This is a genomic window from Oceanobacillus sp. FSL W7-1281 (assembly GCF_037969835.1).
Taxonomy (GTDB): domain Bacteria; phylum Bacillota; class Bacilli; order Bacillales; family Amphibacillaceae; genus Oceanobacillus; species Oceanobacillus oncorhynchi.
The window spans coordinates 1,470,449-1,488,143 of record NZ_CP150214.1; the positions used below are offsets into that span (position 1 = coordinate 1,470,449).

16 protein-coding genes are annotated in these 17,695 nt (G+C 39.4%); 9 read left to right on the top strand and 7 right to left on the bottom strand.

Features of this window, described 5'->3' with window-relative positions:
* Positions 1-37: 37 nt before the first annotated feature.
* Positions 38-1,006 carry a YafY family protein gene (locus tag MKX55_RS07405; RefSeq protein ID WP_339237258.1) on the bottom strand — a complete coding sequence of 323 codons (969 nt, stop codon included), beginning with the start codon at positions 1,004-1,006 and terminating at the stop codon, positions 38-40.
* 104 nt (positions 1,007-1,110) lie between these two features.
* Here MKX55_RS07405 and MKX55_RS07410 point away from each other — a divergent pair, with 104 nt between their 5' ends.
* Entirely contained in the window at positions 1,111-1,944 is an 834-nt protein-coding gene (locus MKX55_RS07410) for an SDR family NAD(P)-dependent oxidoreductase (RefSeq protein ID WP_339237260.1), read from the top strand.
* Positions 1,945-2,070: 126 nt separating this feature from the next.
* Here the strand turns inward: MKX55_RS07410 and cax are convergent, their stop codons facing one another.
* Complete coding sequence (gene cax / locus MKX55_RS07415) at positions 2,071-3,129, bottom strand: calcium/proton exchanger (RefSeq protein ID WP_175297043.1); 1,059 nt, start codon at positions 3,127-3,129, stop codon at positions 2,071-2,073.
* Positions 3,130-3,614: 485 nt separating this feature from the next.
* On the opposite strand from cax, the gene MKX55_RS07420 reads away from it, so the two are divergent.
* Together MKX55_RS07420 and MKX55_RS07425 are read left to right on the top strand one after the other, a co-directional pair.
* Positions 3,615-4,346: a metallophosphoesterase family protein gene (locus tag MKX55_RS07420; protein ID WP_339237262.1), complete on the top strand. Its 732-nt coding sequence runs from the start codon at positions 3,615-3,617 to the stop codon at positions 4,344-4,346.
* Between the two features lie 26 nt (positions 4,347-4,372).
* A complete protein-coding gene (locus MKX55_RS07425) occupies positions 4,373-5,332 on the top strand; it encodes a substrate-binding domain-containing protein (RefSeq protein ID WP_339237265.1) in 960 nt (319 codons plus the stop codon).
* A 220-nt stretch (positions 5,333-5,552) separates the two neighbouring features.
* Here the strand turns inward: MKX55_RS07425 and MKX55_RS07430 are convergent, their stop codons facing one another.
* Positions 5,553-5,978 carry a hypothetical protein gene (locus tag MKX55_RS07430; protein WP_339237268.1) on the bottom strand — a complete coding sequence of 142 codons (426 nt, stop codon included), beginning with the start codon at positions 5,976-5,978 and terminating at the stop codon, positions 5,553-5,555.
* 335 nt (positions 5,979-6,313) lie between these two features.
* Here MKX55_RS07430 and MKX55_RS07435 point away from each other — a divergent pair, with 335 nt between their 5' ends.
* Positions 6,314-7,636 carry a replication-associated recombination protein A gene (locus MKX55_RS07435; RefSeq protein WP_339237271.1) on the top strand — a complete coding sequence of 441 codons (1,323 nt, stop codon included), beginning with the start codon at positions 6,314-6,316 and terminating at the stop codon, positions 7,634-7,636.
* Between the two features lie 216 nt (positions 7,637-7,852).
* Here the strand turns inward: MKX55_RS07435 and MKX55_RS07440 are convergent, their stop codons facing one another.
* A complete protein-coding gene (locus tag MKX55_RS07440) occupies positions 7,853-8,557 on the bottom strand; it encodes a phosphatase PAP2 family protein (RefSeq protein ID WP_339237274.1) in 705 nt (234 codons plus the stop codon).
* A 195-nt stretch (positions 8,558-8,752) separates the two neighbouring features.
* On the opposite strand from MKX55_RS07440, the gene MKX55_RS07445 reads away from it, so the two are divergent.
* Together MKX55_RS07445 and MKX55_RS07450 are read left to right on the top strand one after the other, a co-directional pair.
* The gene (locus MKX55_RS07445) at positions 8,753-9,766 is read left to right on the top strand and encodes an NADP-dependent oxidoreductase (protein WP_339237275.1); all 1,014 of its coding nucleotides are present in this window, start codon (positions 8,753-8,755) and stop codon (positions 9,764-9,766) included.
* Positions 9,767-9,907: 141 nt separating this feature from the next.
* Positions 9,908-10,096, top strand: coding sequence for a hypothetical protein (locus MKX55_RS07450; RefSeq protein WP_339237276.1), 189 nt, complete (start codon positions 9,908-9,910; stop codon positions 10,094-10,096).
* A 73-nt stretch (positions 10,097-10,169) separates the two neighbouring features.
* Here MKX55_RS07450 and MKX55_RS07455 read toward each other — a convergent pair whose 3' ends face one another.
* Positions 10,170-10,586, bottom strand: a complete 417-nt coding sequence (locus MKX55_RS07455) for an NUDIX domain-containing protein (protein WP_339237278.1) — start codon at positions 10,584-10,586, stop codon at positions 10,170-10,172.
* 225 nt (positions 10,587-10,811) lie between these two features.
* Between MKX55_RS07455 and MKX55_RS07460 the strand changes: the two genes are divergently transcribed.
* The gene (locus MKX55_RS07460) at positions 10,812-11,438 is read left to right on the top strand and encodes a TetR family transcriptional regulator (protein ID WP_339237281.1); all 627 of its coding nucleotides are present in this window, start codon (positions 10,812-10,814) and stop codon (positions 11,436-11,438) included.
* A gap of 131 nt (positions 11,439-11,569) precedes the next feature.
* Positions 11,570-14,782: an efflux RND transporter permease subunit gene (locus MKX55_RS07465; protein WP_339237283.1), complete on the top strand. Its 3,213-nt coding sequence runs from the start codon at positions 11,570-11,572 to the stop codon at positions 14,780-14,782.
* A 55-nt stretch (positions 14,783-14,837) separates the two neighbouring features.
* Here MKX55_RS07465 and MKX55_RS07470 read toward each other — a convergent pair whose 3' ends face one another.
* Positions 14,838-15,248 (bottom strand): ribosomal protein L7/L12, encoded by a 411-nt coding sequence (locus tag MKX55_RS07470; RefSeq protein WP_339237285.1) that lies wholly within the window; start codon positions 15,246-15,248, stop codon positions 14,838-14,840.
* Between the two features lie 82 nt (positions 15,249-15,330).
* The gene (locus MKX55_RS07475; protein ID WP_339237287.1) at positions 15,331-16,359 is read right to left on the bottom strand and encodes a putative sulfate exporter family transporter; all 1,029 of its coding nucleotides are present in this window, start codon (positions 16,357-16,359) and stop codon (positions 15,331-15,333) included.
* Positions 16,360-16,475: 116 nt separating this feature from the next.
* On the opposite strand from MKX55_RS07475, the gene MKX55_RS07480 reads away from it, so the two are divergent.
* On the top strand, positions 16,476-17,312 hold the full coding sequence (locus MKX55_RS07480) for a LysR family transcriptional regulator (protein WP_339237289.1): 837 nt from the start codon (positions 16,476-16,478) through the stop codon (positions 17,310-17,312).
* Positions 17,313-17,695 lie beyond the last annotated feature (383 nt).

A 17,695-nucleotide genomic window follows, 5' to 3' on the forward strand; every position in this document is an offset into this window, starting at 1 on the left:
TGTCAGAAGGTGAATAAATCATATTACTGAATATCGTTTATTTCTTATAATGTGCAACAGCGGCCTCAGCCATCCGAAGAATTTCTGCATGAAGACTTTCTGGTTCCGTAATGGTCATTTGGTCTGCAAATCCAAGAAGAAATCGCTTTGCTTCTTCTTTTGTATCAAAAGCTAATTTAACGTGTGTCCATCCTTTTTCGTCAGTAGATGCAGTCTCTATTATCCGTACAAAATAAGTTGAAAAGGAAAGTCTCGGCAGCACTTCTCTGGAAGTCTTTACCCATACCTCATAAGTCGGCAAGGCCTTGATAAATGCTTGTTTTGAGTTTTTCCAGTATGCTGCAATATCAAAATCAACCGGTCTTTCAAAGGTTTCTTTGCTTGGCACAGCAGACTGGATTCGTGAAGCGCGATAATTCCGGATATCTCCATTTTCCTTTGCGGCAATCACGTACCAGCTGCTTCCTTTCGCAACTAGTCCCAGCGGCTGTACGATATAATGATTGGTTTGTCCGTCTGCACGCTGATAGAGGATATTCAATTTATTATTTTTCCATATTGCATTTTTCAGAACCTCAAAGGATGCAATTTTTTCTTTTGTTCCCCGCCAGGAGCTGGTATCAATATGAATGCGGCTCCATACATCCTTTGCACTTTCACGATAAGCTGCAGGCAGGGATGCGATAACTTTGTTTCTGGCGTCTTCAGAAGTACGGGTTAATCCTAAATCATCCAGTAATTGAGGAGCTGCCGGCACGAATAAAGCGCGTATTTCCGATTCCTTTAAGCCGGTCAAATCAGTCTGATACCCATCAACTAAAGACCAGCCGCCATTTTTGCCGCGATCAGCAAAAACGGGAATGCCAGAGCCGCTTAAAACCTCCATATCTCTGTAAATTGTCCGTTCGGAGACTTCCAGCTTTTTAGATAATTCTTTAGCAGTCATTCGACCATACGACTGCAGCAATAAAAGAATGGATATGAAACGGTCCCCTCGCATGAACATCACCTTTCTTCTAATGAATTATATTAATTAAATGAAATATGACAATAGATGTCAAGAATTAGTTTGTATAATGAAAATATCTGAGGAAGAAAGGGTGGAAGAGAATGAAAACATTGAATGGAAAAGTAGCTCTTGTCACAGGCGGAAGCAGAGGAGCCGGACGCGGTATTGCTGTAGAACTGGGGAAAGCTGGTGCAACCGTATATGTCACAGGCCGCAGTGTTCGGGGAGCATCTACGAATCATTGGCCGGGGACCGTTAATGACACGGTTTCAGAAATAGAAGCTGCCGGTGGAAAAGCAATTGCATTACAGTGCGACCATACGAAAGATCCAGAAACAGAGGCTGTGATTTCTCAAATTCGCAAAGAGCAGGGAAAGCTGGATATTTTGATAAATAATGTTTGGGGCGCACATGACTTGGGTGTGGAAGGAAAACCTTTTTGGGAGCTGACCTTGCAAAATTGGGATACAATGTTTACAGCAGGCGTAAGAGCGCAACTGGCTGTCAATCACTTTGCTGTTCCCTTGCTTCGAGAAAATAAACAGGCTTTGATCATTCATACAACGTTTTGGGATCATGGCAAATACACTGGCCAATTTTATTATGATTTAGCTAAGAATGCGTTGGTGCGAATGGCCTATGGGCTATCTATCGAATTAAAAGCGGATAATATTGCTGTTCTTGCTGTTTCTCCCGGATTTATGCGGACCGAGCTCGTATTGAAATATCATGGTGCAGACGAAGAAAACTGGAGGGAAGCGGATGATTTACAGCAAACAGAAACACCATACTATGTTGGAAGAGGAATTGCAGCATTAGCAGCTGATCCAAATGTGATGGAGAAAAGCGGGCAGGTGTTCCGAGGGGGAGAATTAGCGAAGGAGTATGGATTTACAGATATAGACGGGCGTTATATTCCGCCATTTACCATATAGACTCGGATGTATATTATTTTTAAAAGAATGGATTACTTAGAAAACAGGTATTCTCTATGTAAAATAGCCAGTGTTCTTATATAATAAGGCCACTGGCTGTAATATGCGTATTTTCTATTACGAACCTTAGATAAAGTAAAATCCGATGCCCATAATCACATATGCAGCTAATAAAGTAAGCCCTTCAAACCAATTGGAATCCCCATCATTCGAGATGGTAATCATTAAAAATACAGCTGTCACCATGCTGATCAGCTCCGGCCATGTAAAGACAAGCGGCATCGATGTGGAAAAGAAAAGGGATAACAAAACAAGAATCGGCAGAACAAACATTGTGATCTGCAGGGTGGAACCAACGGCTATTTCAACAGCGACGTCCATTTTATTTTTATAAGCCATGACAATCGCTGATGCATGCTCTGCTGCATTTCCGACAATTGCTACAATAATGATCCCGATAAATAATTCAGACCATCCAAATGCCGCGCCGACAGTATCAAATGTCGATACTAAATGCTCCGAAACATAAGCAACAGCAGCCGTTGCAAGTGCCAGAATAACAATTGCTTTGCCTTTCCCCCATTCAGGTTCTTCCTCCTGTTTCGATTCATTTTGTTCGTTATCTGAATGATAAACGCCACGGTGGGTAACGAATTTAAATAGTAATGCTGCCAAATATAACACGATTAAAATAACAGCTATTCCAACACTGACAATCATCGTATCACGTTCGTTCAGCGATTGGGTGAATACTTCTGGAATAACAAAGGCAACAATCACAGCAAAAATCAGCATACCGGCATTATGGCGCGCATCGTGCACACTAAAGGATTGTCTTTTGTATTTCAGTCCGCCGACAAAAAAGGATAACCCGCCGACAAGCAGTAAGTTCCCTAATACAGAACCTGTTAATGAAGCCAGTACGATTCCGATGAGTCCGGCTTTTAATGCAAAGATAGAAATAATAAGTTCAACCGCATTTCCGAAGGTTGCATTTAACAATCCCCCAGCTCTCGGTCCTAAAACGATTGCTAAACTTTCCGTAGCCCTGCCGATAAAGCCGGCTAAAGCAATTATCGTCAAGCAATAGATGATAAACATGATGATAGCAGACCAATGAAAGATGGAGCCGATGATGGAAAGCGGCAGTCCAATCAACACGAGTATCATAAATAACTTATTCATCAAAGTCCCTCCGTTTTTCTATATCTGGATAGCTATAGATTACCCCGATTGATTCGATATTATTTGGAGGAAGATAATTCCGCTTAACGTAAACGGTATTAAAATAAAGAGAGATCACATTATTTACACTTGCGCAGTAAAAAAGGTGCTATTCACTTTGTTATTACAGATTTATCTGGAGTTAAATAAGGGTATAATAGAATGAGATATTTTGTATTTGTAGAGAATGGAGGATTTATTCTAGAAGATGCCTCAAAAAAAGTATAAAATAGTCAGAAAGAATAGGTATGAGCTGGGAGGAATAGAATTTCACGGATGAATATAACGCTCAAGCCATATTTAAAAAAGATGAATTGGATCATTTATTATAAGGCCATGTAAACGAGCCTTCTGCATAATATAATGTTTACCAGGAGGCAGATTTGTAATAACAGCTATTCAAACACCATGGAAAAAATGTCAAACGAAAAGAGGAGTGATTTATTATGTCAAACAAAAGAATCCTTGCCATCAGCGACATTCATGGCTGTTATCATGAGCTTGAGCAGCTATTGCAATTAAATCATTATAACCCAAAAGAAGACCAGCTTATCCTTCTGGGAGACTATATCGACAGAGGTCCTGAGCCAAAGCGGACGGTTGCTTATATTATGAAACTGGCAGAAGAGGGAGCTATTGCTTTGCGGGGAAATCATGATCAGATGTTTTTGGAGTGTATATTCAGCAACAATCCAGATAAGGAACGGCGTTATTTAATCAATGGCGGGATGGATACGATAGAATCATATGTGGGAGAAGACTTTTTTTCAGGTAATACTGCAGGGGAGCATTTGCAGGCTGCCAAGGAAAAAATCAAAGAAGATGATAGCGAGCATTTAGAATTTTTATCTAATCTGCCGTATTATTATGAAACGGAAAACCATCTCTTTATTCATGCAGGTATTGACCCAGCATTGGATGATTGGAAGGAGACGCCCGATTTTGATAAAATCTGGATTCGTCAAGAATTTTTAGGCTTTGACCATCCTCACGATTTTACCGTCGTGCATGGTCATACACCGACACAGTATCTTCACGGCAAAAATGACAATAGCATATTTTTTGGGAATAAAAAAATTGATATCGACGGAGCATGTGCTTATGGTGGAAGATTAAATTGTTTAATAATAACGGGAGATTCATACGAAACAACGTATATCAATCATATCGAAGCGTAAATCTGTAGCAGGCAGGGGGCAGGGAGATGGCAAATATTCATGATGTTTCGAAAGCTGCAGGTGTATCTGTCAGTACGGTTTCGCGCGTACTGAATAATCATCCTTATGTCAAAAAGGAAAAAGCAGAGGCTGTGAAAAAAGCAATTATAGAAACAGGCTATATTCCGAATATTAATGCGGTTAATTTAAAGAAAGGAAAGACGCATCTTGTAGGTATTGTTTTGCCATTTTTAGATGTGCCGTATTTTTCACAGCTGGTTCAAGGGATATCACAGGCAGCTTCTGTTCATCAATATAAGCTGGTGCTGTACCAGACTGGGTATGACGAGCATCAGGAGAAAGAAGCTTTAGAAATGTTAAAGCTAAAGCAAATTGACAGTTTGATCATTTGTTCCAGAAAAATATCTTTAGAAACAGTGGAACATTATCAGCAATATGGCAGCATTGTTCTATTTGAAAATGGGGAAGATACGCCGTTGAGTTATACGTTTATCGATCATTATGCATGTTTTATGAGGGCCCTGGAGTACCTGTATGAGCATGGACACCGGAAAATTGGTTTTTCTATCAATCGGCTGGAGGGGGCAAACAGCAGTCAGCGTGAACGTGCCTACCGTGATTTTTTAAAGTTAAAAGGTCTCCCTTTTCACAAAGATTATATCTTTAAAAAATGTCTCAATATAGAAGATGGGGAACGTATTTTACGAGAAATCGCTGCATTTCAGGAACGTCCTACAGCTATTCTAGCGACAAGTGATCAAGTAGCAGCGGGTATAATTACTTCCAGTTCAAACTATGAACTCAAGGTTCCGCGTGATTTAGCGGTTATTGGCTTTGATGATCAGCCGATAGCACGTGCTATGCAAATTACTTCCGTTAATATCCCACTGTATTCTATCGGGCAGATTTTGTTTGAACAGGCCATAGCTGAAGAGATTTCCCATAAAGAAGTTTCAACGGAGTTAATGGAAAGGTCAACGGTTTGATAAAAAAGGATGAAAAGCAGCAACGTCTCGAGAATGTTTACTGCTTTTCATGAACATAAAAAAACAATCCGGGCCCGGCAAAAATCATGGTATATGATACGATCATGCCTTTTCAGTTACACTCATATCAATATCCAAAATCTATGCCGCATGCCGCCGGATTGTTCTCTAACTTGAGTGTACTTTCTGATATCGTTTTCAGGTCAAGTGTTTTTTTAGTTTATATATCCGCCTTTTTAAATTTATCAACATAATCCTTTGCTTTTTCGAAATTTAACCCGCTGCGATCCTGCACATACTTTACAGCCTGATGATCATCCTTATTATTTTCAAGCATATCTTTTAAATGGCTTACAACCTCTGGATCTTCTAATTTCAGATAGGGGGAGGTCGAGTTGTTTACATATCTTTTTAATTCGAAGAAGCCCATACCGGTTTCTTGCCGTACATATTTCATGATTCGTATAAATTTTAAAGGTGACGCATTATTTTTATTATCCTCAAGCATTTCAGTGGCTTCTAAAATAACCTCGAAAGGATCTCTTTGTGAATGGGATGGATTGAATTTATTTCTTTTGCGTAAAAATAATAAATAGATTATTCCGACAACGATAATAATAATCAAAAAGATTTGTACAAAAAGCATATGTCATCCTCCTTCAGTAAATACTTTGTTTTATTATAGCATAAAGGCAGTTAGCTTCTAATCGGAGATAAAATGATGACTGCAGAATGCGCTTACGCATTTTGTTAAAACCGCTGGCAGTTAGCTCAATCGGGCTGTTTGCGGCTGTAACGAATATTTCTTCCTTGTTTTTAAAAGCTTTGCAAATAAATAAACGTTTGTTATAATGGAACAAATGTTCTTTTGACAGTTTTGATTACTTCAAATAACGAAGACGAAAGCTTTAAAGTTTAGACGTTTAAAATAAATATAATTACTCCGTAACAATCAATTTGCTGAAATGAGAGGTGAGTCCAATGAAACAGGAATCGCTTTTTGGAGAGGATAATAAAAGAAATTCCCCGCTTGCCAGCCGTGTCCGTCCCAGAACACTGGATGAATTTGTCGGTCAGCAGCACTTATTGGCGCGAGGGAAGGTGTTGCGTGAATTTATCGAAAATGATCAGGTGACTTCGATTATTTTTTGGGGGCCGCCTGGCGTTGGCAAAACAACGTTGGCTGAAATTATTGCACATAAGACAGAATCAAAATTTATTAATCTGTCTGCAGTAAACAGCAGCATCAAGGATATCAAAAATATAATGAAGGAAGCGGAATCAAGACGCGATTTCGGTGAAAAAACCATTATTTTTATTGATGAAATACACCGGTTCAACAAGGCGCAGCAGGATGCTTTTCTGCCTTATGTCGAAAATGGCAGTATTATTTTAATCGGGGCAACAACGGAGAACCCTTCCTTTGAAGTAAATGCAGCATTGCTGTCGAGAAGTAAGGTGTTTGTTTTAAATCAATTGGAAATAGCTGATGTTGTAAACCTTTTAAAGAATGCAATAACCCATCCGTATGGATTTGGAGATAAGGATATTCATATAACCGAACAAAGCTTAGAGGCGATTGCAAAGTTTGCAAATGGAGATGCAAGGAGTGCCTTAAATACGTTAGAGATGGCGGTGTTAAATAGCGGCACAAATGCTGAAGGCTTCTATATCAACGAGTCGAATCTGGAACAGCTGATTACCCGGACTTCCTTTCTGTATGATAAGAGTGGCGAAGAGCATTATAATATCATTTCTGCCCTTCATAAATCGATGCGGAACAGTGATGTCGATGCCGCGATTTATTGGATGTCCAGAATGCTTGAATCAGGAGAGGATCCAATCTATATTGCCAGAAGGCTGATTCGCTTTGCGAGTGAAGACATCGGCTTAGCTGATACACGTGCACTGACAATTACCACGGATGTATTTCAAGCCTGTCGTTATATCGGAATGCCGGAATGTGATGTCCATCTTACCGAAGCAGTTATTTATTTGTCACTGGCGCCCAAATCAAATGCCGTGTACCGAGCGCGGCAAAAAGCGAAAAAGGATGTAAAGGAATCGATTAATGAACCTGTACCCTTGCAAATAAGAAATGCACCGACAAAGCTAATGAAAGAACTGGATTATGGAAAGGGTTATCAGTATGCGCATGATGAAAAAGATAAATTAACCGCAATGCGAACGATACCTCCTTCGTTAGAGGGACAGCAGTACTATTACCCGACAGAGCAAGGAAATGAGAAAAAATTTAAAGAAAGATTGAATTATGTGAAGGAATGGCAGAAAAGGAATAATTAACAGCTCAGCAGATGAAGGGATGAAAACTTTTCTAGCTGGAAGGTAAAAAATAAGCGTGGTATTTTAACCAAAACCATGCTATACTTTATTTTGCGATGAGCTGATTTGCGTAAGCCGAGAGACAACGTACGATATGCAGATGTGAACTGCATGTTCTTTCGCCGCAAATTTCGAAAAGAAAGGCATCCGTATCTCATACGGATGCCTTTCTTCGTACTATCTCGATCTTTTAAAAGCCTGACTTTGATCAGCTAAATGAAGTTTTCGGAGCAGCTGACGAAGCGGCTCCCGAATAAGTAAATAGACGCCTATGGAAATAAATACTGCAGCTAAACCATATAAAAATCCGGCAAGCACATCTGTAGGGAAATGTACTCCTAAATAAATTCTCGTAAATAATATAAAACCAATCCAAGCAAGTGTGATAAAGCCGATAATTATTTTTTTCCATATTTGATAAACTGCAAGAATAAGTACCATCCCGATAAAACCATAAAAAATCGTTGTAGCTGTGGCATGTCCGCTCGGGAAGCTTTCGTTTGTTTTTTCAATAAGTTGTAAGAAGTTAGGACGATCACGGTCAACGATTTTCTTTAATACTTTTCCGCCGATTGCTGCGCAGACAAGAATCGTACCGCCGAACCATAATCCTTCTGCAAATTTACGCTTGAAAAAGAGGACAATACAAATAATAATTGTCATGGCGATAACAGCTTTCATGCTTCCCAGCTCTGTCATAAACATAATAAAAGCTGTTTTTCCTTCAGAAATTGTTCCCTGAATCCGCTCAATCCATGATAAATCAAAGGAACGGATCCAATTGCTTTCAAAATATACACCCCAGGCGATGACGCCGAATAATAATAGAAATATAATCCCTGCCAATAAAAAAGAAGCAGGAGTTAATCTTTGAGACTTCAAAACGCTACCCTTCTTTCTCTCTCTATTTACAATTCCCTATTTAAATTAATTGTCAAATTTTCATTGTACATAATAACAAGCTTTTTTGCATGGAAATAAACAAAAAGTTATGTTTAATCTTTTAGAGAGAAAGGAAAAGGTACATAAAGGTTAATTTTTATTTTGTTAACAGTAAAGATGAAGGAGGAAATAAGGATGACACAAGAACAATTAATACTACAAGAGCGTCCAAATGGGCTGCCGGATGAAAATACATTTCAATTTAAAAAGGCAGAAATCGGTAAACCTTCAGAAGAAGAGCTGCTGCTAAAAACGTTGTATGTATCGGTAGACCCCTATATGCGCGGGAGAATGTCTGATGGTCCATCCTACGCAGCTCCTTTTGAAGTAGGGGAACCATTAAAGGGCGCAGCAGTAAGCCAGGTGGTCGAATCCAACAGCAGTAATTTTGAAAAGGGCGACCTGGTAACTGGTACGCTCGATTTTCAGGAATACAATGTGGTCAAAAATGATAAGGTGAGAAAGGTAACTACAAAAGGAATGAGTCCATCAAGCGCTCTAAGCGTGTTGGGAATGCCTGCACTCACCGCCTATTTCGGCATGATGCATATTGGCGAGCCAAAAAAGGGAGAGACCGTTGTTGTATCGGGGGCAGCAGGAGCTGTCGGACAAATCGCGGGACAGCTGGCTAAGAAAGAAGGAGCACGAGTTGTAGGAATCGTCGGATCAGAGAAAAAAGCTGCTTATATTACAGAAACACTCGGGCTTGACGCAGCTGTTGAATATAAAAAAGGAAATGTCAGCGGGCAGTTGAAAGAAACATGTCCAGATGGAATTGACGTCTATTATGAGAATGTCGGCGGTGAAATTTCAGATGCTGTCTGGCCGTTATTAAATGTGTTCGCCCGTGTACCTGTATGCGGCGCGATTTCTGCCTATAATTTAGAAGAAGGAGAGAAAGATATTGGCCTGCGCGTGCAACAATTCCTTATTAAATCACGTGTGAAAATGCAGGGCTTGCTGGTAGGCGACTTTGCCGACCACTATGATGAAGCCTATCAGGCATTGGAAGAAGCAGTTTCAAATGGTGAATTGAAGTTTGAAGAGACCATTCAGGAAGGATTCCATGCGATTCCAGATGCGTTTTTAGGACTATTTTCCGGAGATAATATAGGGAAGCAGCTGGTAAAAGTTGCTGATGCAGAATAAGTTTACAGAGAAAGCCGCTTGATTCATATGTTCTGAATAAGCGGCTTCTTTTAAAAAACTAGATTTGTTGAGAAGAAGTAATGATGGAAATGCTATCATGTTTTTCGGGCTGGATTTCTGATTTAATGGAGAAGGGCTGCTATGAATACTTTTAAAAATAAACGTTATTGGATACTTATGCCGCCGTCTTTACTCATATCTATTTCTTTAATTATTTTTATACCAGATAATAAAAGGACCCTCTATGCGTTTTTAGTCATCGCTTTATTTTGGATTGTGTATTCCATGGACGTATTATGCAAAGAAAAACAGCAGGAAGAAGTCAGATAGTCGATAAGAGCATTATTATAAATTGGAAGTTTCTGAGAAAACATATTAACATGTGTCTATAAAAAGCCTTCTGTTAAAAAATATAATCTAAATAATCTCCATGCCCTCGGACGAGCTCTGTTTCGTTTTTGGAAGAAATCCAAAAGTAATGGAAGGTCAGCCCTTTTTCTTCCCCGCCGCCTGTTGGCTGATATTCCCATTCATTAAGAGTTTCTGTTACATATATCTCATAAAAAAACCTATGATGAACCGCCCCATCATTATTTTTCCAAAAATCTTCTGCAATCAATGCTCCGACTTTAAACTTTTTCAAACCTGTTTCTTCGTTCATTTCTCTAATGACCGCATGAATCGTGTCTTCTCCTTTTTTCACTGTCCCTTTGGGTATCTGTCTTCCAGCTGCTGGGTTAGAATGCCGGAATACAAGTACTTCTATTTTGTTGTCCTTCCACCTTGTTATATATCCATATACTTTTTTGATTGGATTCAAAATTATACACACCTCGTTTATTAAGACTTCTAATTGAATTCCTTCTAGCTTCTTTATTTAATATATCATATCCCAATCAGAGAGGAATCTTCATCAATTTGATTTAAGCCCAGTTTTTTTAAAGTGACAAGGTGTCGCCTTAAAAGTTGACATTAAATTATTTATCAAATAACATTAATCAAGTCTAGATGCGACAAAGTGTCATAATATTAGAGGAGGGGGATTATGCCGAAACAGACTTTTTACAATTTGCCGAAAGAAAAACAGGATAATTTACTTGCTGCAGCTAAAAAAGAGTTTTCGAATAAGCCGTTAAATAAAGCATCCGTTTCAAATATTATTAAGAATGCAGACATACCAAGAGGAAGTTTTTATCAGTATTTTGATGGAAAGGAGGATGCTTTTTATTTCTTATTAGAAAAACAGATGAAAGTGAACAGTGAGGAATTTATTGCTATTCTGAAGAAAAATAGCGGTGATTTATTTGAAGCATTTATGGAGACTTTTCAAAAAATGCAAAAAGAATTTCAGGTGCAAAAAAATCGTGATTTTTTTAGAAATGTATTTTTAAATATGGACTACCAGATGGAGAATAAAATTCTTAGTGATTTTAGTGAATCGCGGTTTGGGAAGCCTTTTTTGGAAATTGTAACAGCTATTGATAAGGAAAAATTGAATATTTCCAATGATGAGGAAGTTATTCATATCATGGAAATTATTATGGCGGTAACCTTCCACAATTTAATGAAGCATTTTGCCAAACAGAATACATTCGAAGACGCTATGAATAACTATCGGTTTGAAATGAATTTACTTAAAAAAGGATTATACAAGGGAGATGAACAAGGATAAGCGGTGAAAATTCCTGAACACAAGCTAACATTGTTTTTTTGATTCCTTTATCTCCGTTTAGCTTGAACAGGACAAAAAATTGAACAAGTGAATTTAAAAAGAAAACATACTATTACAAGAAGGTGTACGATTTGAAGAAGATTATTAATTTCTCCCTTAATAACAAATTTGCCATATGGATTCTTACGATTATGGTAGTTATTACAGGGTTATTTGCAGGCTTAAATATGAAACAAGAAACAATGCCTGATATTACAATGCCGAATGTCTCTGTTATGACGACTTATCCTGGAGCGGCTCCAGATGAGATTGTTAATGAGGTAACCGAACCGATTGAACAGCGAGTACAAAATTTAGAAGGGGTAGAAAATGTTACTTCCTCTTCTATGGCAAATATGTCATCCGTTCAATTAGAATTTGACTTTGATAAGGATATGGATAAGGCGGCAGAGGAAGTAACAGAAGTGCTGTCTGATCTTTCATTGCCTGAAGGAGCAGATGATCCGGAGGTTTCCAGGTTAAGTATCAATGCACTGCCGGTAATGGCTTTAAGCATTAGTGACAATGCGCATAGTTTAGAAGAATTGACCAATAGCGTCGAGCAGGATGTTGTACCAGCCCTGGAAGGCATCGAAGGGGTTTCCGATGTTCAAGTTACTGGACAGCAGATGAACGAGGTTAATATCGAATTTGATGAAGAAGCATTAAATGAATATGGACTGGACCAAGATACGATTGAACAAATTATTCAAGGATCTGATATTACATTTCCACTTGGATTAACCACGTTTGATAAAGACGTAAAAAATGTGGTTATCGATGGAGATATTGCTTCAGTGGACGATTTAAAGGAGCTTGAGATTCCGGCAGTACCATCTGGTGATGCTGGCGGACAACAAGACATGATGCCTCCTGAAGGAATGCCGGAACAGGATGGGCAAGCACAAGATATGGATCCATCTGCAGAAATGCCAGACCAAGAGGCAGCTGGTGATGAGATGCCAGATCAAGCTGAGGCAGGACAGCAGTTACCGGCGGAAATGCCAACCGTACAGCTTGGCGAACTTGCAGATATTGAAGTGGTTGGTGAAGCAGAATCTATTTCCCGGACGAATGGGGAGGACTCCATTGGTATTCAAATCGTGAAAAGTGCCGATGCGAATACGGTAGATGTGGTAAATGGAGTGAAAGCTGAAGCAGAAACATTTGAAGATGAATTAGGACTTACGGTAACATCTACATTTGACCAGGGAGAACCGATTGAAGAATCAGTGAATACCATGCTGAGCAAGGCTCTCTTTGGAATTATTTTTGCTGTCGTTATAATTCTGCTATTTTTAAGAAGTATCAAAACGACATTGATTTCCATTATTTCTATTCCATTATCTTTATTAATGGCTTTATTCCTGTTACAGCAAATGGATATTACCTTGAACATTTTAACGCTGGGGGCGTTGACCGTAGCTATCGGAAGGGTTATTGATGATTCCATTGTTGTTATGGAAAACATCTACCGGAGAATGGCTTTACCGGGTGAAAAGCTGCGCGGAAAAGATTTGATACGTGAAGCAACCAGACAGATGTTTGTTCCAATCTTTTCTTCAACAGTTGTAACCATAGCTGTATTCCTGCCGCTAGGTTTAGTCAGCGGACAGGTCGGAGAATTATTTATGCCGTTTGCACTTGCTGTTGTCTTTGCGCTTGCTGCCTCTTTACTCGTTGCAGTAACCGTGGTGCCAATGCTTGCTCATTCATTATATAAAAAGCAATTAAACAGTAAGACAGTTGAAGAAACTGACGGACATGAAGAGAAGCCAAATAAGTTAGCACGTTTTTATAAGCGTATATTAAATTGGGTCTTAGATCATAAATTAGTTACTTTTGGCGGTTCTGTTCTTGTGCTTGTACTCAGTTTATTCCTTTTGCCGGTTATTGGCGTAAGCTTCCTGCCGGATGAGGAACAAAAAATGATCATGGCTACGTATAGTCCTGAACCAGGAGAAACACAAGAAGAAGCAGAAGAAGCGGCAAGTAATGCAGAAAGCTTCTTAAGTGACCGGGAAGGTGTCACTACGTATCAGTATTCTCTTGGCGGCGGCAACCCGATGACGAGTATGATGGGGGCGGGCGGAGATAATTCCGCATTGTTCTTTATTGAGTATGATGATGATTTTGAGAATTTCAGTGAAGAGCCTGCTAAAGTGATTGACGCGCTGAATGAAGATACGGAAAACGGCGAATGGAAGAGTATGGACTTTGCCAGCATGGGCAGTGGATTAGAGCTGTATGTTTTCGGTGATAATCTGGAGGATATCCAAAGTGCTTCTAATCAGGTTTTACCTATTTTAGAAAACAACAACGATTTAGAGAAAGCTGAATCCAGTATGTCTGAAGCATATGACCAATACACACTTGTAGCAGATCAGGAAAAATTAAGCCAATATGGTCTGACAGCAGCTCAAATTGGCATGAATCTAAGTGATGCTGGTGAGGCGCCGGTTCTTACTACCGTGAAACATGACGGGGAAGACGTTAATGTCTATGTAGAGACAGAAGAAAGAGAATATAATTCCATAGATGATTTAACGGATATTGAGATTCCAACTCCATTAGGAACAACTGTTACAGTTGGAGAAGTGATGGATGTAAAAGAGGAAAAATCACCGGATACCATTGACCGCAGAGATGGCAAAATGTATGCATCTCTTACAGCGGATATAAGCACAAATGATGCTGGCGCAGTGTCTAGTGAAGTAGAAGAGCAAATCAGCGAATTAGACCTGCCGAGTGGTGTGAGTGTAGAATTTGGCGGGGTAACAGAAGAAATCAATGATTCCTTTACACAGCTTGGGCTTGCAATGCTGGCAGCTATAGCGATTGTTTACTTTGTACTTGTTGTTACCTTTGGCGGGGCATTGGCGCCATTTGCAATTCTATTCTCCCTGCCATTTACAGTAATAGGAAGCTTAGTTGCGTTATGGATTGCTAGCGAGCCACTTAGTGTTTCTGCAATGATTGGTGCACTGATGCTGATTGGTATTGTGGTAACCAATGCTGTTGTATTGATTGACCGCGTTATCCATCAGGAGAAGGAAGGACTTTCTACCAGAGAAGCATTACTGGAAGCTGGTTCGACAAGGCTTCGTCCAATTCTGATGACAGCTCTTGCGACAGTTGGAGCGCTTATCCCGCTTGCAATTGGAGCAGAAGGCGGCGGTCTCATTTCCAAAGGCCTTGGTGTTACGGTTATTGGCGGTTTAACAAGCTCTACACTGTTAACACTTGTTATTGTACCGATTGTTTATGAAGTACTTGCTAAATTTCGTAAAAAAGAAATAAAATAATCAATATAAACAGGGCAGCCCATATGAGCTGCCCTGTTTATATTGATTTGTTTGATTACATATTTGCTTCTTTTTCAACGTTATCAACAAAATCTTTTGCCTCTTTTAAGCCAAATCCCGTTTGTTCCCGAACGTATTTTGTAGCTTTAATTTTCCCTGCCCCTGATTGAAGCATCTCTTGTACTTTTTCTTGAAGCTCTGTATCAATGGAAGGATTCATTTTATAATTTCCCTCAACGAAATCCTTTGCCTCCTTCAACCCCAGTCCGGTTTCTATACGGACAAACTTGATCAATTTAATTTTATCCTCACCTGCTTCAAGTCTTTGCTGAATTACGGGTAGAATTTCTTCTGGAGATTGCAGCTCTTTCCTTTGTCCATTAGTGGATTTATCTCTATTTCGTAACGTTAACAGGTAAATAACAGCAACAGCAATAACAGCAATCAGAATAATTTCCATGGACATGTCAGTTACCTCCATTGTTTTTTTCATTTATCATAACATAAAACGAAACTCTCGCTGAGTAAATTTTCATTTTATAACGTATTCAAATAATAAAGTAAGCAATAATGGAAAGGAAAACAGATGTAACAGTCACTGCCAGCAAAGGTTTTAAAGCCTTTGACCGCAAGTCTTTAAGGTTGACATTCAATCCAAGTCCGACCATAGCTGCTGTCAATATCCATGTGGTTGCTGCGGAGATCCCTTCCATCGCATTTTCGGATATAGGAATGGTGTCTCCAAGCACATAGCTGCCAATAAGACTCATTAGGATAAAACCAAGCAGAAACCATGGAAAATCAATTTTATTTTGTGTTTGAGATTCGCTTGTTTTGATTTTCATCATATAAATAAGAATAAAACAAAGAGGAATAAGTAAAAATACACGGCCTAATTTAGCAAGTAATGCAATGGCTAATGCATCTTCTCCAGCCGGTTCTGCTGCAATAGCTACATGGGCAAGCTCATGCAGGCTGATTCCCGACCAAACTCCATAATCCAAGGCGGTTAATGGTAAGACAGGACGCAATAAGGAATATCCAAGTGCGAAGACGGTGCCCAGCATTGCAATAATCCCGACACTGATGGCAGTATCTTCATCCTTTGTCTTCATAATTGGTGCTGCAGCTGCAATGGCGGCAGCACCGCAAACTCCTGTCCCGATTCCGAGCAGGAGCGAAATATTTTTATCGGCTTTGCATACCTTGCCAAGCCAGATCATCACACTGATTGCAAAAAGAATAATAAACGCATCACGTACAAGGAGTCCGAGCCCGTCATGCAATATGGTATCGATGTTTAGTTTTAATCCATACAAAATGATAGCGAAGCGGAGCAGATTTTTAGATGAAAACGTAATTCCAGAACGCAGCGCTTCCGGATAACCAAAAAATTGTCTGTACATGATGGCAATAATGATGGCACAGGCGAGCTGCCCAGCATGGTTAAAACCAGGAACTTTTGCTAAGAAGAACCCGAGCAAGGCAATAAAAAAGGTAAATACAATACCACCAATCCATTTTTTTGCAGAATTTAAACGCTTTTGTTTTATTCGATGTGATGCTTGTGAAGTCATAAAAGCACCTCCTTCTTATAGAATAGCCAACATAAATGCATAAGGAAAATAATTTATTATAATAAATAGGATAAGTAAATTGTTATAATAGAAATGAGAGGAAAGAGGGTGAAGAGATGGATAAGCATTTGCAAATATTTATAACCGTTGCAGAAAAACAGAGTTTTTCCAAAGCAGCGGAAGAGCATTACATGACTCAGCCGGCGGTCAGTCAATATATTCGTACATTGGAGGAGAGCGCAGGTATACGATTATTGGAACGCAGCAACAAATATGTTCGTTTAAATAAAGCTGGAGAAATTGTTTATCATTACGGGAAGGAAATACTGAGCTTATATACAACCATGCAGCATTTAGTGGACGATTTGATGAATAAAGCGAATGGACCCTTGGCCATTGGAGCGAGCTACACTTTTGGGGAATATGTTTTACCAAGAATTATTGCAGACCTGCTGGAAAGACATCCGGATATCGAACCAGCTGTGACGATTGGAAATACAGCTGAAATAGCCGATTTGGTTGCAATGCATCAACTGGACGTAGGAATAGTAGAAGGACATTTTAACAGGAAGGACATGATGATTGAGGAATTAGCAGAAGATGAAATGGTTATCGTTGCTTCGACAGAAAATAAGCTGTTCCACCGAAAAGCGAAAATAGAGCTGAGTGACTTAGCAAATGAAACATGGGTTGTGCGCGAACATGGTTCAGGTACGAGAGCGGCGACGGAAAACTTTTTTCAAAAGGCTGGCATTCAACCTGCCCGATTGATGCAATTTAGCAGTACCCAATCAATCAAAGAATCCATTGCGTCTGGATTAGGTATTACACTGCTTTCGAAATGGGCGATTCAAAAAGAAATAAAATATGGTGATTTAAAGATAGTGCCTATGAAAGGTTTTCCTTTTACACGTGCGTTTTCCATTATTACGAAATCGCTGCGGATAGTTTAGCTTATTGCAGGTATATTTAAATCGATTCATTCAACTAAATATTCAATGAGAGATACAAAACATCCCCTTGATGAAAGTTTCCCTTTAAGGAGCCATACTGGCAAAAGTATGGCTCTTTTTAAATAAATTATTCACTTATGAATACTCCCGCGACTTCATTTCTAAAAAATTTGAAGTGTGGGTTTCTGGGGTGTCGACTTTCAAGATGACGATTAACCGCCAGTGGAGCTGACACATCGGTGTGCTAAAAACACCCAACCTCGCTAGCCCATTGGTCCTGCCTCCTGAAATTACGTTTCAGCCTATATGAGGTTCACATGTTTGTGTGTCCTGGCTGCCATGTTTGGCTTGAACATTTTACGTGGCAAAGCAACGATTCTCGC